At 43.0% G+C, this 20865-nt stretch carries 9 protein-coding genes; all 9 read right to left on the minus strand.

Features of this window, described 5'->3' with window-relative positions; translation table 11 throughout:
• Nucleotides 1-82 precede the first annotated feature (82 nt).
• The 9 genes from NBH15_RS09890 to galA all read right to left on the minus strand — a co-directional run bounded on the left by NBH15_RS09890 (nucleotide 83) and on the right by galA (nucleotide 20840).
• Nucleotides 83-2728, minus strand: a complete 2646-nt coding sequence (locus NBH15_RS09890) for a glycoside hydrolase family 38 N-terminal domain-containing protein (RefSeq protein WP_250822579.1) — start codon at nucleotides 2726-2728, stop codon at nucleotides 83-85.
• 11 nt (nucleotides 2729-2739) lie between these two features.
• Nucleotides 2740-5004 (minus strand): glycosyl hydrolase family 95 catalytic domain-containing protein, encoded by a 2265-nt coding sequence (locus NBH15_RS09895; RefSeq protein ID WP_250822580.1) that lies wholly within the window; start codon nucleotides 5002-5004, stop codon nucleotides 2740-2742.
• 147 nt (nucleotides 5005-5151) lie between these two features.
• Nucleotides 5152-8751 carry a glycosyl hydrolase gene (locus NBH15_RS09900; protein ID WP_250822581.1) on the minus strand — a complete coding sequence of 1200 codons (3600 nt, stop codon included), beginning with the start codon at nucleotides 8749-8751 and terminating at the stop codon, nucleotides 5152-5154.
• A gap of 125 nt (nucleotides 8752-8876) precedes the next feature.
• Nucleotides 8877-10664, minus strand: coding sequence for a RagB/SusD family nutrient uptake outer membrane protein (locus tag NBH15_RS09905; RefSeq protein ID WP_250822582.1), 1788 nt, complete (start codon nucleotides 10662-10664; stop codon nucleotides 8877-8879).
• A gap of 18 nt (nucleotides 10665-10682) precedes the next feature.
• Nucleotides 10683-13832, minus strand: a complete 3150-nt coding sequence (locus tag NBH15_RS09910) for a TonB-dependent receptor (protein WP_250822583.1) — start codon at nucleotides 13830-13832, stop codon at nucleotides 10683-10685.
• Between the two features lie 334 nt (nucleotides 13833-14166).
• Entirely contained in the window at nucleotides 14167-15177 is a 1011-nt protein-coding gene (locus tag NBH15_RS09915) for a FecR family protein (protein ID WP_128133075.1), read from the minus strand.
• A gap of 67 nt (nucleotides 15178-15244) precedes the next feature.
• Nucleotides 15245-15793, minus strand: a complete 549-nt coding sequence (locus NBH15_RS09920; protein ID WP_010802056.1) for an RNA polymerase sigma-70 factor — start codon at nucleotides 15791-15793, stop codon at nucleotides 15245-15247.
• Nucleotides 15794-16165: 372 nt separating this feature from the next.
• On the minus strand, nucleotides 16166-18382 hold the full coding sequence (locus NBH15_RS09925) for a glycoside hydrolase family 3 C-terminal domain-containing protein (protein WP_244050788.1): 2217 nt from the start codon (nucleotides 18380-18382) through the stop codon (nucleotides 16166-16168).
• A gap of 13 nt (nucleotides 18383-18395) precedes the next feature.
• A complete protein-coding gene (gene galA / locus NBH15_RS09930) occupies nucleotides 18396-20840 on the minus strand; it encodes a beta-galactosidase GalA (RefSeq protein ID WP_186959026.1) in 2445 nt (814 codons plus the stop codon).
• Nucleotides 20841-20865: the final 25 nt, after the last annotated feature.

The following is a 20865-nucleotide window of genomic DNA, read 5'->3' on the forward strand; positions in this document are numbered from 1 at the left end:
TATAACCTTCATATTACATCAATTCCTATGTCTATAAAGTTGATTTACTTTATAAACATAGGAACTAAAACTATACAACAAATCACTTCAATATAAAACTAACCGGAGCATACGCACCCAGTTCCAACTCTAATTTACCAGAATCAATAGATATATATTTTCCAGTCTTTTCTCCACGTAAATTTACAAGTTCTGCCACAGATACATTCATTCCTTTAGGCAATGTCACTGTCAGTTTTCCGGAAATTCCCGCCTGTTCCCAAACGCGTAAAAGTGTACCTGCATTTCCATCCGGATCTTCACCAAACGCAGTTACTATCACTCCCGGACGAGACAATTCTATCCCCGATTGAACGGGAGAAAGGGTCCCCCCATTCTTTTCAGCAACAGTTGCCAATAAAGGATTACGTGCCTCCAAGGCACGTGTTATAAAGTCCTGATTTCTAGCATTTCCAGAAGTACTATTTTCTATAGTCCACAGGCGTACACGTGAACTCCATGTACCGGGATACCAATAGCGGAAATTGGTATTCCACTGATTATTATAAAGATTCAGATATACAACAGGTTTCTCCGGAACATAATCGTCCGAATATTTCCAACAACCAGGTACTCCCAGACTGACCAACGGATGATCCAGAGGACAAACAGCGATACCAGCCCCGTCCGGTCCTGTTATCGTAAGTCCGTGCTCGGCGGCATATAAATGACGATTGGCTCCCCGCTGAATATCGGTAGCCGGATTCATTACCCCCAGCTGGCGATACACATTAAACTCCGGATTCTTTATTTTAAAGGGAAGGCAAAGCCAATCCGCTTCCGGCCAGTTATCTTTTTCCTTATCCTGTATGGTTATTTCCATATCTACATAAGGTTGCCCTTTATACAAAGAAACACGGAGGACCGTTGCCGGTAAATGAGCCGACCGGTCGGATGGCATCTGTAACTCTGCCGTTTGAACAAGACTGTTGGCCGTAACTTTCAATTGACCGTTCTTCGGGGAAGCAGCACGATAAGAAACTTCTTTCTCCGAGATCATCCCGGGCTTATGCATTCCGGGGTGAGGCCAATCCTTTGCCCGTCCCTGTTGATAAGTCATCGTATAATCCAGGGTCTGTTCAAATGTAAACCGTTCATTCATATATTGTCCGAATCCGTGAGAGGCATTTTTATCTATCCATTCCCGTCCGGTCTGTTTATCCAGCCATGAAGAGACAGCCCCTTTCTCCGGATCAAATGTTATTTTAAAGAATTCATTCTCTATGGAAGCTGATTTACTTTCATGCATACTCTCGTCCGGATTGTCCACCGGGATAGTCCGATAGCCACAGGAAGGAATATCCTTCACAAACATCACCCGGTTACCAACTTTCACCAATCCGGAACGAACCCAAGGTAAAGGATTATATACGACATAAGAGGTACTGTTCCGTCTCACATTTTTAGCAAGACAAGCCAGATCGGACGTTGCTATAGCCTGCGTAATTTCAGACGCATCACGGATATAATCGGTCTTATCTTCCCAAGATGCTTCCAGATCTTTATATTCTTCGGTCGGCAACTTACGGAATGCTTCGCCATAAGCACTTATCGCTTTGGAACCTCCCCAGGTATGTTCTCCGTACAAGGCAATTTTTTCATACGCATTTGCAACCTCTTTAGATACAGACGGCATTTCAACACCCCAGCATTTAAGTTGTGTATTCAATGTCTCTGCTGAAGAAATAAGTGAACGGACTTCACGTGACAAACGAACACCTCCGGGGTCGCACATCACTCCATGTACCCAAGTATCCGGCATAGCCGATTTTACGACGGGCAATACAGGATTCTCCTGCATCATTGCATCATAAAAATCATCCATCGTACCCATATGTACATCAACACCGGGCATCTTTGCCTTTATTTCTTCAAACATGGCTTTTATCTGTTCGCCAGTAGGAGGTCCGGAGTTATCGCCCGTAACTAATATGGCGGGCCATACTTTATAAGGCCAGTCTTTTGCCGGTATCAGGTTTTTCCCGATCATCGGATCGTCAGGGCTTGTCCATGCTTCAGGATACAGGCCGTAACTGGTTCCATAGATAGGAGAATACAGGGTTAGAACACGGGATCCATCAGGACCTTCCCACCAAAACAGCCCTGGAGTTTTAACAAATCCACTGGGCCAGTTACAGCCAATATGTAAAAACTTAACACCTGCATTAGCCAGAACCGTAGCCAAAGCCCCCGTATGCGATGGTTCATCCGTCAGTTTACCGGAACGGGAAAGCGGTAGGTTATACTTACGGCTTAACGCAGAAGAAAAGCCCAATCCTCTCACCATCTCTTCCAATCCGCAGATATCAGATGTGATAGTAAATGGCAATGCATGAGAGATGATCTGTCCTGATCTGTACTTCTCTTCCAGCTTCTTTTTCCGTTCAGGATTCTGTCCGTCCCAATCCTCCATCGTCTTCGACAATACCCACCCGGGAAGCGTCCATGCAAATTGCTGCTCTTTCGGAAGATCTCCGGAAGCATCCATTGCCTTAAACGCATTATCTATCATATCTGTCTGATAATAATTGACGATATCTTTTACACGATGCGTAAAACCTATGTCAAAATGAGTTTTACAGATGACTATTATTTCTTTTACATTGGGATTATATTTCTCCGGAGCCTGACCTCTCACAAGAAAAGGAAGTATGCCCAATATAGCTATGCTTATATTTCGTATTTTCATAGGACTTAATTTCATTCGGCCATTGTAAACAAGTACGTCTGACCGGCCTCTGTCTTCATTTTTATAAAATCACCGTCCACGGTTCTCTTACCGGCAACCGAGTCTGTAATCTCGACTTTCTTACCTTTCCACGGATTCTGCAAAGTTAAATCGCGACCTTTCTCACTGACAAGAGTCAAAGAAGTAACTACTCCGCCTTTCAGTTCGCTGGAAACCAAGAAAGCGCCATCTACCCGGATCTGATGGAACGACGCATCCTTATCGCGAGGCCATACAGGAAAGACACGGACAATATCCTGGTGTCCCATACAGAGCATTTCGTTGATCGTATTGGGTACCGTGCTCCAGTTTTCGATGCCATGCGGGTTACCTGCTTGGAATCCATTCGGGTAAGTATGTTTTGAATAAGCGTTCAAACGAACTAAGATGCTATCCGGTTTATAACCGATCCGCACAGCTGCCGGGAAAAAGCTGTTACTTCCATTAGAATCCAGCCAACGTTGCATTTCATCGACTGTGTTATAAGCAACCTCCAGCAACTTGGGATCACTGTTCAGACCGATCTGGCCTGCGGGATAAATATGCTGGATTCCCAGTGTGTTTCCGTCCCACCAGTCGCAACCTTTTTCCGTATACCGGAAGACTGTCTTACCGTTTCGCTCCTGCAACGGATAATCGGAAAGATGCTCGTTGATAAACTGCCACTGTGTTCTCTTTTCTTCATCGACACCTAAAAGAGCGCTCATGTCAGAAACGGTCTGCATCACCATCCGCACCAGTCCCAATGAAAGAATAGGATTCATCGTCCCGACCGTACCTTCATGGATCGCATCATTATAAATGACATAGCGGTCACCTTCACGTGTCAGGTAATTCTCCCAAAAGGTGGCAACCCCTTTTACGAAAGGATACACTTTCCGGGTATAGGCTTCATCCCAGGTATGATAAAACTGCATAGACATATTAACAACAGCATAGGCAGAGTTGCTTTTTTGTCCCCAGAACATACCTTCGTCTTCTATATTTCCGCTTTTAATCCAGTCATAATAATAGGTATCCATGAACGGAGTCCTGCGGGTCGTCTCAACACCTAATGGTCCCGCACCTACAGGCAGCAAAATGCCTCCCGGAATACCGGTGACTTTCTCTGAGTAATAGTTTCCTCTCTCTATCTGTGCTAGCATAGAGGAAATATAGGGATCAGCCTGCTCAATCCTGTTTGCCGAGTAAAGCGCATAATAAGGGGCCATATGGTTATAGTTCAGATGATAGTCCCCATTCCAGTAAGGACGTTCCTTCGTGATCCAAGTACCAAAAATAGAGGGTGGAAAATCAATATCCCGGCTACAGGAACCCATACCGTAAAGAGATAGATAATATTGTTTTTCAATTACACTGTCCGGTATGCTGACATACGATTTTTCCCAATAATTCCGCCACCATTCTTTATGGCTTTTCTCTATCTCAGCCTGTCGTGCCGGAGTAAAGTCTTCTACTTTTTTTATGACGGTAGCCACACAATCGTCACTCTTGAAATTGCTGGAGAAGGCACACACCAAACGGACCGTTTTTCCCGGTTCCAGGGTGAATTTGCCATCCGTAGATCCGCTCACCCGTAACGCCATAGCTCCTTTAGTCGGTATATCGACAGAGTCTACAAAGGCACGGGATAGATACTCAATACCATTCGGTTTCGTCTCATGCTCCCTGACATCGGAGAATATCCGTTCACGAGGCGGATTATCAATCTGTTCTTCTTTTCCCAAGAAAAATATTCCGGCAGTACCTTCCACAGAACCATTCCCTTCCATATTCAAATCCACAATCAACATATCTTCCGTGGCAGGAACAAAGGCTTTATAGGAAACGGAAATATCCCCTTTGGTAAAACGGGCGGTCGATACGGCATCATATAGCTGCTGTTCCACCAGATAGGAGGCATCTTTCAATTGAGGGATATCCAGTTCTATCTTACCCAGGACAAGAGGAAATGATTCGTCCAAAGCAGACTTCAGTCTCCAGAAATCATTCCTGGCGACATAAAAGACCTGCGACTCCGGTGTTCCCGACAAGGCTACCCCGGTAAAACCATTCCCCAACAAAGGTGCATCGACCGAATACGGTGCGGGTATACGTTTAGGAGGTTCCGTAAAGCGGATGGTGTGTTTTCCTATGATATTTTCTGCCTGACTTTCCGGCTGATTAGCTTGATCCGTACAAGCAGAAAATAAGAGTGTACTCAATACGGACAGGGATAGTATTAAAATCTTCTTCATTTGTAAATAAATTGTGCTCCGCTAAGGGATTTATGTGTCTCTTCATTTCAAACACAAATATAAAAGCAGCTATCGCTATAAAAAATAGCAAATAGCTGCTTATTGTGTGGATTATTATTGCTTTTACAATAATAACAAGCTCTCTGATTATTCACATATACTCAACGAGACAGGGCCTAAAAGTCCGGCAACCCCATCTCCCCTATATGGAGTCGGAATCGTCTGATAATGATTCGACAATGTGCTATAAACTAAGACTTCCAATTGGTTATCACCTTGTTTAACATACTTGCCTATCTCAACTTTGTATGGCGGTCTCATCAGTATGCCCACCTCTTTACCATTAACTTTTACCTCACAGGAAGCATTTACATTGCCCAGGTCCAGAATGACTTTACCGGATGCTTCGGCTTTTGGTATTGTTATCTGCTTTCTGTAATACATTCCACCTGAATAATATTTCAAGGCTCCGGTCTCCGACCAATTACCGGCATCCAAAAGCCCTTTCCCTGTTTTTATTTTAACGGGTTCACAAATCACACCAGTCCCCTGATAACCGGGTTTTCGTTTGATCGAAAAAGCGACCAGGCCAACTTTCTTCCGGGTCTCAGGAAAGATTACCCGATACTTTCTCATCCCCGAAGAATCTTCAGATAGAAATCGGATATTCCCTTTTTCTATTGCTTTCCCATTAAACCATACTTTCAAATCGCTTCCGGCTATCATCATGTTCATTTCCTGCATTCCCGGAACAGAATTAAAACGATAATTCCAAGTAAGATTCTCTCCTCCGTAAGGATCATACAACAAATGATCTCCTAAAGCCCAGCGTGTAGAAATTATTTTGTCGTATGAAGACGGCTTTGCCGGGGTAACGGATGATGCAGGGAAAAATACAACGGAACTTCTCTTTCTAAAATCCCGATACGTACCTTTCTGAAACTTGAATTTACCTTTCTCTGTATTTGCATATGCTACAGTACATGGATGCCATCCTTCTTCCAACCAGACATTTTCATTCGCAGGCTTCTGGTCGATCAAAAGAGAATCAGGTTGAACACCATCTATTTCGATCCTATATGAGCCTGTTACAGGGACATAGACTTTACTTTTGTATATTTGATGCGCTCCCTGGTCCAAAATGAAAAAGCCGTCGCTGACTTTACCTTTCAAACCATGCCATCCTTGTGATCCCGGATTGTCAAAAACACCATACTGCCATGAAAACTCCAACATATCTCCTGACGATTCATTTCTTTGTAACACATTATCCAACGGGATATCCGTGGACGTACATTCTGTGACAAATTGAGGTCCAAACCCATACACACTTTCAGGCCATTCCGAATCATCGAAATCTGTCGACATCCAGTTTTGAGGAGAAAAAGCAGCCGGTCGATGTTTAAAAGAACGCGCCTCAGCACCGATAACATCCGAAGCCGGAAAACGATAATCCCCCCATTTATTATCTAATGTCGGCAACAATTCCGTCTCCCACAAACCTGTAATTAAGGATCGGTATATCAACTTCGATTCCTTTTTGCCTTCAGGCATTACAATGGGTGTTCCTTTTGAAAAGACAAACAAATACGAATTATCCGACTCTTTATCCAATCGGAGCCATGTTCCTTCTTTTGTTTGGCGAACAACCGGATAATCGGAGATTGTTCCGTCAGAAGCATTCCAAAGTTCAACTTTACCCGTAGCTCTGAAAAAACATTCTGTACCTTCAGGCACGTCCATAACCATATAGACATCACGTTCTCCCACATATCTATGTAAAACCTTCCCTTCTCCGGTACCTGATATAAAATCCGGAACAATCAAAGATTTTATCTGCTCCGACACCTTATCCTCCGACATATACAATCCTACTCCCCCCGAATCATGAACCTGTTTCTTTACTTTCTTTCCTTGAGAAACTTCCAGGGATGTCGCACCGAATACTTCCCGGATTATTGCATCCGCATTCGAATCGTTTTCTCCCATACAGGTACTGGCCTTCGGCAACTCGCCTGTTGCTATTATTATCCCTCCCGAACGATAAAAGTCCCGTATTTTTAATAAAGAAGAATAATGCATCGCTTTCATATCTGCCAAAATCAATATACGATACTTTTCTCCCGAGATATTCAAACAGCCGTTCTCTACTTTTGATTTTTGCAAGGACCTGTAATCCATAAAATCATAATCCAAACCGGAATTACTAAGTTTCATTGCCTGTTCAAACGCAATCTTTGTGTTAGCATCCGGATAGGCCTGCATCGATTCCGTAGGATACATCAAGGCTATATCACAGACATGAGTACCTTGACTCATCAGAAAACTCAATCTCTCTGTATATTGAAGCCATTGTTTCATATGTGGCCAATAAGGCATTCTAAAATGAAAACAAGGCGGAGCCCATTCCCTCCAACCACCATGTGTGGAATAATATAATCCATGCATACAGACTAAATTTCCACCTGCCATAAAATGATGGTCCATTTGTTTGGTCAGCCATGAGCCCGTACTTCCCCATCCCATACTATGAAAAGCCTCAAGCCATGTTCGCGGACGTTCATATAAATGAGCTATTGAACTGGATACTTTCGTTTGCAAAAAACTAGAGCCGGTCGATGGAGCATCATTCCCCGGAGCTGTGTACCAAGAATTAGCCCTGAAATAATCAATATATGCCAATGGTTCCATTCCACGTCCAAAATTATCGCTTCCATAAATCAAACCGCGTGAAGCATGCCAATTATAAATGGGCTGAAAAAAGCGTTCTTCCGCCAAATCCATTAATACATCACAATAATCCAAACGTATCTTTGGCGTTATATCTCCGATACTTTCTTTCAAAGCAGGAAGATAAAGTGTGATATCATACCCTTTCCTTTTTTCAAATTCTTCCTTAAAGTCCTCCGACCAGGACCCTATTTTAATAGGATAAGACAATTCATCCTGAAAAAAATAGTTCATCCCCCCCGAAGCTGCATCTCCCATATTCTTTTCAAAACGATCGAAATACACGTTCACATATTCTCTTCCGATATCCGGATGCAACAAATGACTTTTTTTCGTTGAAAGAATATATACTTTATAGTCTTTCCCTTCCGGAGCTCTCCACAAAAGTTTTCCGCCTGATATATATTCTGTCAGATCTATTTTCCCTGGCCAGGCAACAGCACCGACCAATCTTTCCGGAATGTCATGAATAAAAGTGGTCCCTCCCCGAACAGAATCAGACACAATCTCCAAGTCACCTTGATAATTCTGAAATTTTTCTTCTTTCAACAACTCATCCGTATAATATCCATTGCCAATCCATCCTATGGTATAATCATCCATACCTAAACCGATGTTTTTCCGGGAACATTCTTTGGCAAACCAATTCCAGAAATTCCACCAATCTCCGGAGAACACCTTAGGCTTTCCTGCTTCTGTTTTTCCGGAAAGTCCATATCCGTCTTTCATTTCCCCAACATCCACTTCAGGGTCCATGTGTATATAACTTACAGCAAAACCATCTGTCGCAGATGCAGATAAAATGTCAAGCTGTTCTTTCATTCTTTCCTTATTCAAACTATCACCATTCCACCAATAAAAAGGAACGTTTCCATATCCCTTCGGAGGGTTGGCAAATTCAGAAAAGATATCCGTATCTTTTTTCGGATATCCCTTATATCTTTGTGACTGAGCATAAGTTACCAGACAGGAAAAAAAGTAAAAAGCAACTATTTGAAGAACGACTATCTTCCTCATAAATAAATTATTATTTTGTATTTTATTCGAAATCATAAACATCTGGTCATATAAAGAGGCTTCCCTTTTGACCACGGGAAACCTCTTTACTAATTTATTCTTGTCTTTAAATGACGACAAGATTATTACCAACCGGGATTTTGTTCCAGTACTACATCTTTATTCGTATCAATAACCGTTTGAGGAATAGGCCAAAGATTAAAGGGTTTTGTCAATGTTAATCTCGGATAGTCCCAATATGAATATTTTTTTATACGATCGGCAGCAACTGTTCCTCCCATGCGAAGCAGAGTATTCCAACGACTCTCTTCATACATCAATTCACGGGTTCTCTCGTCAAGGATCAAATCAAGACTAACATCATTAGCAGTCACCAGGTAACTACATTTTGCCCGTGAACGTAACATGTTTATGTCAGATGCGGCACCAGACTTGTCTCCGACTCTCAATTTAGCCTCGGCACGCAATAAAATGGTTTCGGGTAAACGTATCAGATAATCATCACGGAAAATGCTGCGCAATACCCTACCATCAGCCGCCAATGTATAAAAATCAGGACCTATTTTACATGATATCGGATATATCAAGGTGTAAGCACCATCGTCATATTTACCATTTTGATCTTTTTTATAAAGAACATCCCATGGAATCTGTTTTCCATAGTATTCGGATGTTTTTATATTTCCCAAAAAAACACGGCGTAAAACAGCCTCCGAATTACGTATATCTTCACCCCATTTTCCTTCATAAATACCATCACGAGAATAAGGAGTAGGAGTTACCTGGCTACAACCAAAACCCCCGACGTCTTCCATCTGACCACCGATATGCGCTCCTCCCTGATCTCTGAAAACAGGTCCATAAATAGCAGGGTAATCCAAACAAGCCAAACTTCCGTCGGACTTATATACCTCATAATCTGATTGAGCACACCATATAGCTTCAGTGTTCCCATCCTGATAATCCTGATTTCCTACCTGGAAAAGATCCCAATAAACATTTCCTTCTATAGGATAACCTGCTGATGAATAAGTCCGGTCAGCAGTCTGTTCTACTGCCGAAGTTGCATAATAGAACTCCGGACCTTCATTTTTACGTGCACCGAAGCGCTCTGTCATAAGACTGTAAGTACCAGAATCTATAACATCATTGGCATACGAAATAGCCTTATTATATGCACTGGCAGCATCACCGCCTTCCGCTTCCAGCAACACTCCCTTATCAATGTACAATTGGCAAAGATTATGCTGAACAGCCGCCCTTACCAAACGTCCGGCTTCCGCTGTCGTAACAGGCAAATCGTTTATGATATCTTCCATTTCATCGATAGCATATTGATAGGTCTCCATACGTGTCGAACGTTTATAATCATATTTAGGAGTAGAAGTTATTTCTGTTACCAACGGAACTCCTCCAAATAGTTCTCCTAAATTTCTGTAAGCAAAAGCTCTGAAGAATCGGGCCTGAGCAATGATATAAGCTTTGTCGGATTCCGAATTCCACATTATATGCTCTAAATTTGTGGCATAAATGGCGGTATTGGCAGCATTAATCAGATAATAAAATGCGGCATATGTATCTTTGAATACCCCATATTCCGAATTAATTATACTGTAATCATTAAACCGGTAAGAATAACGTATAGTCGGTACATCCAGCACATCAGTTCCGTTTCCCATTCCATACGACCACAAATTCAATTCCCCAAAGTTATTATAAGGACAATATATATTATGTACTTTGATATAGCAAGTAGTAAGTACTTGATCTACCTGTTCGGAGGTAGTAAATACATTGTCGATTGTGTAAAATGTTTCAGGATCTTCTTCCAGAAATTTATTATCATCACAACCAACGACAGTAAAGATTGTCATTAATAGCAATAACGTTTTATATATATATGTTCTTTCCATTGTTTTATAAAGTAAAATTTAGAAACTTAAATTCAAACCCAAAGAAACGTTCGTCATTATCGGATATGTCTGACTCAATGCAGTGCTACCGGTTTCCGGATCACCACCGTCCCAGCCGGTAATCGTTGCCAGGTTTTTCCCTGTAATGAACATTTTAAAATTATTAATTCCCATATTCTTCACCCATGGTTGGTTGAATGTATATGAAAGTGTTACATCCTGCAAACGAACATAAGCTCGGCTTTGTAATCCCAGGAAATAGCTATCTCCTGTAAAAGTTGCAGACGGATATTTGTTACTCGGATTCGCCTCTGTCCAATAAGGAATATACAGACCGTTGGAGGCAAACCACTTTCTATCCCCGCCTGTTATATAAGCGTTCGTATTTCCGGCCTGATAATAACCGTTACCTCCGAATACACCGGCAATCATAACATATAATTCCCAGTTTTTATATTGCAAAGTGTTACTTAAGTTTAGTTTGAAATTAGGAGCTTTATTCCCTATGATAGAACGATCTTTTTCATTAATCACTCCATCGTTGTTTTTATCCACATACTTAGGAGTTCCGGCAGAAACACCATTGGCTTTCATATATTCAGTATCATCCGTCTGAACAATTCCATCCTGTTCATATCCGAAAATAGAATGTATCGACTCCCCTATAAACAGGCCATTTCCAATATCATCATCTTCCTTTCCATCACCATCAAGATCCTCACCATACAGATGAACCAACTTATTACGGTTCAACCAGAATGTTAGTCCCGTAGTCCAGTTAAATTCCTTATTCTGAATATTGACAGTCCGTACAGTAGCTTCCACACCTCTGTTTTTGACTTCTCCCATAGAAGAATACATACTTGCAAATCCCGTCATAACAGGAATCGACCGGGAGAAGATCTGGTCATATGTTTTAGAGAAATAAACATCTACATCGACAAACAAACGGCTATTCAACCAGGTTGATTCAAATCCCATATTCCATGCTTCGGTTGTTTCCCATCCCAAGTCTGAATTACCGATAGTACTCTGGTTAATACCGTATGACGGTTTTCCAGAATTACCAAAAGGATAATATATTCCCCCGGAATGGCCGGTTGCAACCTGTGACAATGTGGAATATTGTGTTAAACCCTGATTCCCGTTTTTACCCCATGAAAGTTTTATCTTCATATCATCCAGAAAAGCCACACCTTTTATAAACGGTTCATTGGTGATACGCCAGGCTGTTCCTATGGCCCAGAAATTACCCCATTTGTTATTTGCACCAAAAACAGACGAACCATCTCTCCTATAAGATGCTGTCATATAATAAGTGTCGTCAAACGAATAAGATGCTCGTCCAAAATATCCGATATTCGTTCTTTTCCAGTTATTCAAAGAAATTTTCTGTGTAGAAGCGTAATGAAGGCCGTTCAACCCTAAAGCCGTATTCCCGTTCGATGCAAAGTCACTACCCGACAAAGTCTGAGATTCATACTTCTGATAGTCACGAGTCGCTACAGCTGTCAGATCAATGCTATGTTTTCCAAATACCTGGTTATAATTTAAAATATTATCAATCACATAACTGGTTGTTCTTTCGTTTGCCATACTACCTCCGGCACTACTTAAATAACTATTTTGAGTTGCAACAGAGTAACGCGAATCATCATCATACGATCCGACCGGAACATTGTATGACTCATGCGTAAAGTCACCGGACTTCCTGTAATTAAGATTTCCTGCATAATTGAAACGGTAACTTAAACCGGAAATCCATGGGCATTTAACTACGGCATATGCATTTGCACGAAGATTATCACGAAAATCTACATTTTCTTTCTTCGACTCATCATCGATCCCCCACAAAGGATTACCTCTACCACGTGTACCGTCAGGTATAGCTTCAAGCATCCCATTCGGTCTGTACATCATTGCATACGGAGATAATATTGTAGCAGACCAGATATTAGCGCCAAGGCCGGAATAATCTGTTCGGGTATATGCAGCATCAAGACCGATCTGCAGCCAACTTGTAATATCGGTATCTACCTTAGCCAATACCGAAACACGTTCATAATCATCTCCTTTTATCACACCACCACTCTCAGTATAAGAAGCAGACAAATAGTAATTCATTCTATCCCCTGCTCCGGATACGGCAGCCTGATAATCCTGGGTCCATCCTGTCCGTGAGATTTCATCCAGCCAATTGATTTCTTTCCCTGAATTCAAATTCAGTTCTTCCTGAGGAACCAAAAAACTATAATCAGAATATCCGTTTGCCGCAGAAGTTGCATCAAGCCACTGTTCGCCATTCATCAGTTCCGGTTTAAGATGCCACGACTGCATGCTTCCTTTTGCATTAAAATGGATGACCGGCTTACCTTGCTTACCTTTTTTAGTTGTAATAATAATTACTCCGTTAGCAGAACGGGAACCATATGCAGCAGCTGAAGTAGCATCCTTCAGGACATCATAAGAAGCTATATCATTAGGGTTAATATCATTAACACTTCCCATAAATATAACTCCATCTACTACCACCAACGGATCGTTTGAACCAGATATGGAATTCTGTCCGCGAATCTGCATAGAAGGAGTTCCCCCGGCCGTATTTGTAGCACCAATATCAAGTCCGGTCACATTTCCTTTCAGGGATTCCAATGCATTTGTATTTGTCACCAAAGAAATAGGAGAATTCTCCAGCTTGACGGAAGATACGGAACCTGTAAAATCTTTTCTTTTAGCTGTTCCGTAACCGATCACAACGATCTCATCCAAAGATTGTAAATCTTCTTTCAACAGAACATTCAAATGTTCTTTGTTTCCCAAACTGATCTCCTGGGTAATATATCCTATATAGGAAATTTGAATTACCACATTCTCCGGCACTTCCAAGATAAAATTTCCATCAATATCAGTGATGGTTCCAATTGTCGTTCCTTTTACAGAGACATTCGCTCCGATAACAGATTCCCCATTCTGATCCTTGACTGTACCACTAATTTTTCGGGATTGACTACTTTGACTGTTACGCGATATCTTCAGAATAATCTGTTTCCCTACCACTTCATAGCTGATTTGTTTTCCCGCAAAGGCTTTTTTCAAAATAGCATCCAGACTTTCCTGGCGAGCCTCCACTGATACCTTTTGTGACTGATCTACTGTCTGATCCAACATAAAGGAATAATCAGTTTTTGTTTCTATCTGTTTAATTAACTGCCGAAGCGATTCATTCTTTATTGATAAATCAATTTTTTCACTTTGGGCATAAGTAGAATTGAATATAAATAACGCAAGTAATAACGGAATTAACTTCCTTCTTAATTTAAACATTATGTAATAGCTTTAAGATTATAAAATATATTATATCTTTGCCTTTATATATCAATTAGTTATTCTGTCTAATTTTCGGCAGGATAAAAGTACAGGTATATATATTTCAAAAGGCATGGAGATTAGGGGTCTCTGTGCCTTTTACGCATAAGGCAAAACACGTCTGATAAAAGACTCTCTATTTATATCTGATCGTCACCTCCTTTCCGTTCAGTTTATACTCTATCGGAGATATCTTATTGATCATCTCTAATAATTCCGTCAATGATTCCGTCTTAATTGTAAACCAATAAGACTTAAGGGTATCCACATTAGATAATGTAATATCCACTCCATACCAACGCTCCAATTTCTTCCATACTTCTTCCACTGGAGCACCATCAAACTTTAACAGGTTATGCCGCCAACTGGCTTCGATTTCCGCATCACAGGATTCAACCCGACAAGACAAATTCTTCTTAGAAACTATAGCTTCCTGATTAGGAGATAAATAAGTCAACAAATTCTGGCCAGTAGCCGATAACAGACTTACTTTACCACGAAGCAGGGCAACCATAATATTTTCTTCATCCGCATAGGTACTGACATTGAAGGCCGTGCCATGCACTTTGACATCTACTTCCCCGGCTTTCACAATAAATGGATATTGAGTATCTTTCTTTACATCAAAGAATGCCTCTCCTTCCAGATTGACGACACGGTCGTATGTACTATATTGATAATTATAAGATAAACGGGAACCGGAATTCAACCAGACAAGCGTCCCGTCGGGCAAGACAAGCTGTGTTTTTTGTCCGGGAGGAGCTATTATCACATTTTCAAACTGAGTAGCCTGCCAGGATTTTTCCGGGTTATTGATCAGAGAAGACAAAGCAAAACCCAGAACCAACGCTACGACAGCCGCAACGGAAGAGACGCGGATCAACAGGGAACGTGAATACAACGGAACCAGTTTCACTTTATGTCGGATACGGTCCTGTATCTTTCCCCAAACCATTTTCTTATCCGGTATCACATAAGCAGAAGTGTCCAAACGGACAGCTTCCCACTGCTTTCTTAACTTATCCAGTAAAAGGTGATGTCCTGGCTCTTCATCAAGCCAGCGGATAACCTGTTCCTGCTCTTCGGTCGTACATTGCCGGGAGAGGTATTTCGCCAATAGTTCGTAAGGTATCTGTTTTTTATCCATGTTCTGCTATTTTATTCAGTAGACACATGGGCAGGGACAAAACCCCCAAAAGGATATGAATATTTTTTTATTCTTCTGTCAGTTTCAGTAAAAGGAAGAGAAGGGCAATGGTTTCATCAGAGTGTGCAGCCAGATACTCCCGGATCTTTTTAAGTGCTATCCCCATCTGATTTTCAACAGTCTTTACGGATATATCTTTTACTTGTGCTATTTCTTTATAGCTTAGTTGCTCTTCGCGGCTCAAGATGAATATTTCTCTACATTTCTCCGGCAAAGACTCAACGGCGGCTTGCAATAGTTGATAGAATAACTCCCGGTCAACACAATCTATGGATTCGTTCTTCTCCAACTCGATGCGGGCCCATTTCTCTAACAAGACATTGTGGTTTTCTTCATCACGCAGGTAGTTCAACATACGATTACGGGCACTATTATAAAGAAAGGTCTTGATGTACTGAACGTCCTTTCCTTCATAATCTTCCCAAAGGTTTACAAAGACATCCTGCACAACTTCTTCTATCACCTGATAATCACGGGTATAATAATTCAGGAAGCGGCATATAATTTCAAAATAATCATTATATGCATCTTTGAATGTACTCTCGTTAATAATCATAGCAATATAGTTTTTTCTCTGTATATAATAGTAAAAAGCGGATGTCTCATCTCCTTATATCCCCGCGCAAAAATAAGTAAATAAATAATTATACAATCAATATCGGGATAAAAATAACAAAGCTTGCAGTAATTGATCCCAACAGATATGAAAACGGATCAATCGCCTGCAAGCTCGTATACCGGAGTGTTCTATCTCCCTTTCGGTTATTGGTTATTACAAGGGAGGCAGTGCTGTTTGCCTGCTTTCCCTTGTTATTTACATCTGATTCTTTTTGCATATCACAGCTGTGATACAAAAGAAATCCATCTGTGAAACAAACGGAATCCAACTGTGATATGAAAGGAGCACAGTTGTGATATGCAATAGAAATTAATAAACTACATATTTCTCCCCTTCAATCTTCAGTTCCCCGAAGCTACCTTCCGATTTATAAGGCTGGCCGCCGCCGATATATAATTCGACTGTGCCTTCTTTCTCGACCTGGTTACCCTTTTCATCCACCAAAGACAGTTCTTCGGGAGAAAGGGTGAAGGTTACCTGCCGGCTTTCACCTGTATCCAGATGAATACGTTTGAAACCTTTCAGGGCACGTAAGGGGACACGGGTGTTGCCGTTCTGCGGATGGGATACATACAACTGAACCACTTCGTCGCCGGCACGCTTTCCGGTGTTCGTTACGATTGTGGTTACCTGAATGCTTTCTCCGGTCTTGACGGTGGAGGCATTCTGCAAAGGAGCATACCCGAAGGTAGTATAACTCAAGCCATAGCCGAACGGATATCTTACATCGCCTTTGAAATAACGATACGTACGGTTTGCCATCGAATAATCCTCGAAATCCGGAAGATCCTCGTCATTCATATAGGTAGTCAACGGCATACGGCCGGCCGGGTTATAGTCGCCAAAGAGAACATCGGTAATGGCATCGCCGGCAGCTTGTCCGCCGTACCAGGCTTGCAGGATCGCATCGGCATTGCGGCTCTCCCAGTCGAAGCTCATCACGGAACCGGACATATTGACCAGGATTAGCGGACGGCCCGTCTTTTTCAGTTCCTTCATCAGTTCGGTCTGCACGGGAGGCAGTTTCATCGTTGTACGGTCACCGCTGGCAAACCCACCGTAACCGGCAGCTCCGGCATCACCGGCTTCGCCTTCGTAATCAGCGCTGATACCACCCACGAAAATGATAATGTCTGCTTTTTTCGCCTGAGCAGCCACCTGGGCAAAAGAAGGAGCACCTTCGAGTTTCTGAACAATACCGACACCTGTCAGCGTATCGATCTGAATACTGTTACCAAAGCGTTTCTGCAAACTCTTATACGGGGTAATGATTTCGCTCGGCGTACCAAAATAGTTAGCCAACAGCGTGCTGCCATTATCCATATTCGGACCGATCAGGGCGATACGTTTGATCTTGGAGGCATTCAACGGCAGGATATTCTTATTATTCTTCAATAACACCATTGATTTCTGCGCCATCTCATAGGCATGCTTTTTGTGGGCATCACATTCGATCACTTCACGACCAATAGATGCATAAGGCACGCAGTCAGCAGGATCGTACATACCCAGCTTAAACTGGATTTCGAACAGGCGAGCCAAAGATACATTGATATCTTTCTCGGAGATCAAGCCTTTCTCCACCCCTTGCTGCAATTTCTGATAAAGATTACCGCATTCAAGGTCTGTACCGTTCAGAACGGCATCGGCTACGGCTTCCGTATCGTTGCTATGTGTTTTATGATACTTGGCAAAATCACTGACCGCCCAGCAGTCGGACGTCACATATCCATCGAACTTCCACTGGTTACGAAGAATATCCTGTAATAACTCGTTATGCCCGCAACAGGGAGTTCCTTCGAAACGGTTATAGGCGCACATCACACCATGTACCTTCGCTTTAGTCACCAGTTCCCGGAAAGCGGGCAAGTAAGTATCCCAAAGGTCATACATGGAAACACGGGCGTCATAAGAATGGCGGTTGTGTTCAGGACCGCTGTGTACGGCATAATGTTTAGCACAAGCCACCGATTTCAGATACTCCGGATTATTTCCTTCCAGGCCGTGGACGATCGCCGAACCCATTTTGGCTGTCAGGTACGGGTCCTCGCCATAGGTTTCCTGTCCACGTCCCCAGCGGGGATCACGGAAGATATTGATATTCGGAGTCCAATAAGTCAGTCCACGATAGATTTCGCCGGTCTTGCCTGCTTTCAGGTCTTCATTGAACAGGGCGCGTCCTTCCGAAGAGGTCATATCTCCCATCTTTTGAAGAGCTTCCGTGTCGAAGGTGGCAGCCATACCGATCGCCTGCGGGAAAACAGTCACCTTTTCCTTCGTACGAGCCACGCCATGCAACGCTTCGTTCCACCAGTTATAAGCAGGAATACCCAAACGGGGAACAGCCGGGGCGGCATGTTTCATCAACTGGACTTTTTCTTCCAGCGTCAGACGGGAAATGATATCCTGTACCCGGACATCCAACGGAAGGTCCGGATTACGAAACGGATAGTCGTACGTTTGTGCCGTCAGGCCGCCCATAGAGAGAGCGGCCAGTAACACGATACTTTTCAGTTTGCTTTTCATGTGATTGCCTATTTTATTTGGTTACTTCTACAATAATCTTACTCTCTTTCAACCCTTCCGATACAGCAGTCAATTCGATCGGTTGTCCGGAACGGTCACTGGTGACAAGTACCTGGGCATAGCCGTTAAATGCATTCCGGTGTACATCGCTTCCGGCAGGGAAGACATCCGGTTCCTGACTACAAGGATTACCATTACCCACTCCCAGAATCTTGCCGTTACGGACATCGAAATGAATTCCGTTTTCAGCAGTAGGTACTACACGTCCTTTGGCATCCAACACTTTTACGGTAATGATAGCAACGTCGTTACCATCACCCTGGATAGAAGTACCGTTTTCACTGACCAGTTGCAGGGAAGCCGGATTTCCGGTAGTTTCCACCAACTCGGTGTATTTCTTTCCGTTCTTCTTCCCTTTGGCCAACAGCTTACCCGGGGTATATTTAACACGCCAAGCAGGAATATCGAACTTTTCAACCGTCTTTTTACCCAGGCTTTTGCCATTCAGGAACAATTCCACCTCATCCATATTGGTATACAGATGTACATCGACCGAATCCGTACCGATTCCATTCCAATGAGGAAGCACATGCAACACCGGTTCTTCCGTCCACCAAGCCTTGTAATACCAGAATGCATCTTTCGGGAAGCCGCAATAGTCTAATATGCCGAAATGAGAAACTACACCCGGCCAGAAATGTAACTGCGCCTCGCCTCCATAATCGAATCCGGTCCATACGAAAGCACCGGCAACAAACTTGCGTGCATCGACATAACGCATCCATTCCTGTGCACGTGCTCCCCATCCCGGAACATCACGATCGTAAGCCTGATGGAAACCCTTCTTCGCATCAGTCTCATAAATACCACGCGTCATCACCGTACTTGCCTCTTCGGTGAAGATACAAGGCAGATTCGGGAACTTTTCATGAACTGCGTCGATATTGCCTATTTTATAATAATTAGAACCTTGTACATCTACGGCATAGGTAAAACCTTCCCCCCAACTACCGTTCATGGCAGCCGTGCACGGACGAGTAGGATCCAGTTTGCGCTGAACGGCTTTCATGCGCTCAACAATCATACGCCCCTTCTCTGTTCCCTGTATGGCAGGTTCTTCGTTTCCCAAACACCAAATGATAACAGACGGATGATTCCTGTCGCGACGAATGATTGTCTTCAGCTGGCTCAGACCTTCATCACTGGAGCTCAATACACGCAGTTCATCCATGACCAGCATACCCAGCGTGTCGCAAGCATTCAAGACAGATTCCGTCGGAGGATTATGGGAAGCGCGGTATGCATTTACTCCATACTCTTTCAGACGGGCGATTCGCCACGCATTCAGCTGGTCCGGAACAGCAATCCCCACACCGGCATGGTCTTGGTGGCAGCATACCCCCTGAATCTGTACTCGTTCGCCATTGAGGAAGAAACCTTCGTTGGCATCGAAACGGATGTCACGGATACCGAAAGAGGTATCGTAGCTATCGACCACTGCCCCATCCAACAAAATATCAGTATGCAACGTATAAAGCGTCGGAGTCTTCAACGACCATAAGTCAACCTGCCGTACATCCATGTATGTTTCCACCTCTTTCGTTTCCAACGAGGGTACGGTAAGGGTTGTACCAGATTTGTTTACTTCTTTCCCTTGACAGTCGATTATACTGTTTTGCACAATAAGATCGACCGATTTACCACTTTGGTTCGTCACTTCTATCTGTGCCTTCACACGGGCTTCCTTCTTTTGCAGATCCACTTCGCTGGTGACAAACGTCCCCCATTGCGGAATATGCACAGGAGCCGTGCGAGTCAACCATACATTCCGATAAATGCCGGCACCTTCGTACGACCATAATTCGGAATGAGTCGCATCTACACGGACGGAAATCACATTTTCCGCATCCTTTTCATAATTCAGGCATTCCGTTACATCGAAGACCAAAGGTACATAACCGCTCTCACCGCGTCCTAAATAGACACCGTTCATCCATACCTGTGCATCACGGAAGATACCCTCAAACTCCAGCGTATACCGATCCCCTTTTACCAACTCGGGAGTAAACCGTTTCCGATACCAGCCCACACTGTTTTCGGGTGCACGTCCGCCCAACTTGCGGTATCCTTTCATCTTGAATTGCTCTTGGCTATATCCCAAAGCCATCCCCCAGTCATGAGGCAAAGAGATCTTCTCCCACTTGCTATCGTCAAACCGTTGCGTATGAGGAATAGCCAAACGTGATTCCTGGTCTGCATCCAGCATAGTCGACTCCTGCAAAAAGGCAATCTTAGAGAACGACAATGCCTGCCCGTAATTAAAATCCTTCTCCGGATTGGCCGCATGCCCTTTAGCAAAAAGCCAATCCTGATTCAACAACTCTCTCTCCCGCTGTGACTGGGCACCCAGCCAGAGGCAGGGGAGTAATAACATCACTGTAAAAATCAATCTTTTCATTTCTCTGATCTATTGTTTCTTAAAT

Origin of the sequence: Parabacteroides caeci (genome assembly GCF_023656795.1) — a bacterium.
Classification (GTDB): Bacteria; Bacteroidota; Bacteroidia; order Bacteroidales; family Tannerellaceae; genus Parabacteroides; species Parabacteroides segnis.

Coding starts and splice junctions, on each gene's coding strand:
- NBH15_RS09915 (WP_128133075.1), bottom strand. CDS start 15,177: ATGGATAAAAAACAGATACCTTACGAACTATTGGCGAAATACCTCTCC.
- NBH15_RS09900 (WP_250822581.1), bottom strand. CDS start 8,751: ATGAGGAAGATAGTCGTTCTTCAAATAGTTGCTTTTTACTTTTTTTCC.
- galA (WP_186959026.1), bottom strand. CDS start 20,840: ATGAAAAGATTGATTTTTACAGTGATGTTATTACTCCCCTGCCTCTGG.
- NBH15_RS09920 (WP_010802056.1), bottom strand. CDS start 15,793: ATGATTATTAACGAGAGTACATTCAAAGATGCATATAATGATTATTTT.
- NBH15_RS09895 (WP_250822580.1), bottom strand. CDS start 5,004: ATGAAGAAGATTTTAATACTATCCCTGTCCGTATTGAGTACACTCTTA.
- NBH15_RS09910 (WP_250822583.1), bottom strand. CDS start 13,832: ATGTTGGATCAGACAGTAGATCAGTCACAAAAGGTATCAGTGGAGGCT.
- NBH15_RS09890 (WP_250822579.1), bottom strand. CDS start 2,728: ATGAAAATACGAAATATAAGCATAGCTATATTGGGCATACTTCCTTTT.
- NBH15_RS09925 (WP_244050788.1), bottom strand. CDS start 18,382: ATGAAAAGCAAACTGAAAAGTATCGTGTTACTGGCCGCTCTCTCTATG.
- NBH15_RS09905 (WP_250822582.1), bottom strand. CDS start 10,664: ATGGAAAGAACATATATATATAAAACGTTATTGCTATTAATGACAATC.